Annotated in this window: 2 pseudogenes; both read left to right on the plus strand. The window is 63.6% G+C overall.

What is annotated here, in order from left to right:
- Positions 1 to 893: 893 nt before the first annotated feature.
- A pseudogene (locus ABZ624_RS42425) lies at positions 894 to 1,193 on the plus strand (IS701 family transposase); the annotation flags it as partial.
- 293 nt (positions 1,194 to 1,486) lie between these two features.
- Positions 1,487 to 3,621 (plus strand): annotated as a pseudogene (locus tag ABZ624_RS42430) (hypothetical protein); the annotation flags it as partial.

Below are 3,621 nucleotides of genomic sequence, written 5' to 3' on the forward strand. Positions count from 1 at the left end.
GAGACGGTTCTCTTGGTCGAAAACTCGTCTACCAGGGGCTTCACCACGTTGTCAGCCCAACCGCCGTACCTCAGAGGCAGGTTGGAAAAGGCTCACTGACGCGAAGAAAGCCGTGGCCCGCCTGAGGACCTCCACGTCCTCCCGCAGCCGGCGGTTCCCGCGCCGCAGCGCGGACAGCCCCTCACGTTCACCGCTGGTCAGGCCGTCACGCTCGCCGGCATCGGCCTCGGCCTGCCCGAACCCGGACACCACGGTCTCGGTCAGGTCGAAGCCCTGGCGACCTGGCCAACTGAGCGTTCACCGCGCCGGCACAGCTCGACGATCTCGGCCCGTGAACCGCGGCGTGAACGAGCGGCGAGGACACGGCTTCTCCTCCCCATGCTCTCCATGATGGACATCATCCTTCTGGGGCCGAAGCCCCTGATCTCCGATGTCCGTCAAAGCAGATCAAGCCCAGATCAAGCCCAGATCGAGCTCGCTTCGCCCGGCCCGATGTTGCACGTCCTGGCGGGCAGAGTTTCCCCGAGCGACAGGAGCCGGCAGCAATTGCCGCGCTTCGCGCGGACGGACCCGGCTGGGACGTTTCCGAAACATCCGAACTTACTGGCAGGGGAGCAATGGGAAAGCAGGCGCTCCCTCGGGTTCAGGTGATGCGCGCTATTCGGTACAGGCGCTTAGACCGGGGAGAGGGCTCAGCCCCGTGTCGGCACTTCCCAAGAGGCAGTGGCACTTGCTGTTTCATACGCGTGACACTCGTCAGGAGGACCAGGGTCAGACGGATACGCACCCATCGTGCGATTTACTGCCCGCGACGTCGGTTGCAGATGGTGCGGGAACGCTAGCCAGTACTGCAACGGTGCTTGTCGTGACTGCTGGCCAGCTCAGTCGTCGGTGTGGTTGGGGGTGGGGGCCTTGGTGATGTCAGGTTGTGGGCGGGCGGACTGGATGCTGTGTATGAGCGGTTCGTGCACCGGTTCAGCAGGTCGTAGCCGCGGGAGTCGGCGCTGGCCTATATGCGGGGGCTGATCGCTCCGCTGCAGAGGAAGAATGGCTGGACGCTGGCGGAAAAGGCCGGGCATGCGGGCCCTGACCGCATCCACCGGTTGCTGAACTGGATCGAATGGGACGCCGGCGAGGTCCTCGACGATGTGCGGAGCTACGTGGTCGAGCACCTCGGCTACCAGGAAGCCCTCCGTCCGTTGGAGTGGCCCTTGTGCCGGCTTTCGTGTCATTGCCCGCGTCGGCGCTGACGTATTAGCTCTTCCCAGAGGTGACAGCTGTCCGGGGGCGGCCCACCCCAGCAGCCGCGCTCGTGATCACACAGCTCGGCACCACACAGCAAAACGTGGCAAGAGCGACCAGTAATCGCCGCACACAGGCTCTTCGATTCTTCATGGATTCTTCGTCCTTCCTCCTCGTCCCAACCGGAAACCTGGCGCACGGTCAGTGGCTACGCGGAATACCTGAACCAAGATTTATTCCCCGTATGACTGACAATCGCTCAGGGAAGGTGCTCACCGACCTCATCCGGGACGTCGAGCATTATTCGGTGGGGGGTCCACAGGGCATCTGCGTCGAGGTGTTGGTGACTGAGATACCGCGACCACAGGGTGGGAGGCGTTCACGCATTCAGCTCATCCGTCCGTCACATAAGCATGCGGCGACCCTCCTCACAGGTGTGTCTGATCCTCGTAAAGGATCATTCCGCATTCAATTGAGTGAAGGGTTTGGTATGGAGCAGCGGCAGCGCCGGCGTTGGGCCGGTGGGTTGTCTTTGGGGTTGTCGGCGGCGTTATCGGTGTCGATGGGGGTGGCGGGGTTCGCTGGGTTGGTGTCGCCGGCGTTTGCCGATTCGGGGGATGGCAGTGCGACGGTTCGTGTGGTGCGGGAGGTGAATGCGAACGGGAAGTGGGATCAGGGGCTGGAGCCGGGCTGGTCCGGGGTGACGGTGGTGTTGACCGATGATGCGGGGCGGTCGGTCACTGGGGTCACGCAGGCGGACGGCACGGTGAAGCTGTCGCCGGGTACGAGCCTGAGCGGTGGCAAGTACCGGGTCGAGGTGAAGAGCCCGGATTCGAAGGTGTACTTCCCGGGGGCTGCTTCTCCGCGAACGGATCTGACCGACCCGACGGTGTTGTCGTCGAATGTGGAGTTCGTCGACCTGTCGGGTGGCAAGAACGTTGAGGTCACGACGTCGTTCTGGAGTCCTGAGGACTACTGCCAGAAGAACGCCACCCTGGTCACTGCCTGCATGAACCCGTCGATTCCGCCATCGAGTGCTGCGCCGGACAGCAAGCGCACGCTGACATCGTTTCCGTATGATGCGCGTGGCAGCTACAACCAGCTGACGGATCTGGCAAACAACGGCCAGACCGGTACGGTGTGGGGCATCGGTTACAACAAGGTGACGAAGCAGATTTTCTCTGCGGCGTATGCGAAGCGGGGCACGAAGTACGGCCCTGGCGGGGCTGGCGCGATTTACCGTACGAACCCGGTGACGAAGCAGACGGCGCTGTTCACCCGGGTTCCCAACCCTGGTACGACCGCGCATCAGCCGGGTGTCCGGCTGGATGAGGCGTTCGGTCCGGTGGTGGGCAAGGAGTCGCTGGGTGACCTGGATGTCAGCCCGGACGGCAAGGACCTGTACGTCGTCAACCTGCACGACCGCAGGCTCTACCGCTACGACGCGATGCAGTCCACTGCGGCTGCTCCGAAGGCGTCGTATGCCATTGCGAACCCGGGATGTGCTGCGGACGGTGACTGGCGGCCATCCGGTCTGGGTATCCAGGACGGCAAGGTGTACGTCGGTGGTGTGTGCTCGGCGCAGTCCACTGCTAACAAGGCTGACATGCGGGCGGTCGTGAAGGTGTTCGACCCCGTCACGGGCCAGTTCACCGGGACCGTCATGGACCAGCCGCTGAATTATCCCCGGATGGCGGCATATTACGGCGACAATGCGTGCTTTGGGCCCACTTGGTACCCGTGGAGTAATGTCCGTCCCACCACTCAGGACGGCCACCCCTGCACCCACAGCAGCATCGAGAACCCCGAGCCGACGCTGTCCGACATCGTCTTTGAGACCAACGGTGACATGGTCGTCGGTTTCGGTGACCGCTTCTCCGACCGTACTGGCTGGCGTCTGCCCGCCACGTCGGCTAGCCGGGCAACGACCACGTTTGAGGGTGGTGACATCAACCGGGCCTGCCGTGGTGGGAACCACATGTTCGTCCTGGACGGAAACGGCGGCTGCAAGAACAACGCCACCACAGCGAACAATGGTGGGCATGCCGAACCCGGCGTGAAGGAGTTCTACCCGGGTGACTGGGCTGCCGCCCCGCACCGGGAGATCAGTGAGGGCGGTCTGGCCCTTTCCAAGGTGGAGACGACCATCCCCTTCACGGCGATGGACCCCACCGATGCCACGGGCAGCGGTGTGCGGTGGGTCGACCGCACCACGGGCACCCGGTCAGGACCGGGTGTTTTCAGCAGGCCGGACAGCAGCAGCGGCAACTACCTGAACGAGGACTTCGGTAAGTCGCGTGGTATCGGTGACCTGGAAGTGTTGTGTGATCAGGCGCCGTTGCAGATCGGTAACCGGGTGTGGCAGGACACCAACGAGAA

Origin of the sequence: Streptomyces sp. NPDC007205 (assembly GCF_040634095.1) — a bacterium.
Classification (GTDB): Bacteria; Actinomycetota; Actinomycetes; order Streptomycetales; family Streptomycetaceae; genus Streptomyces.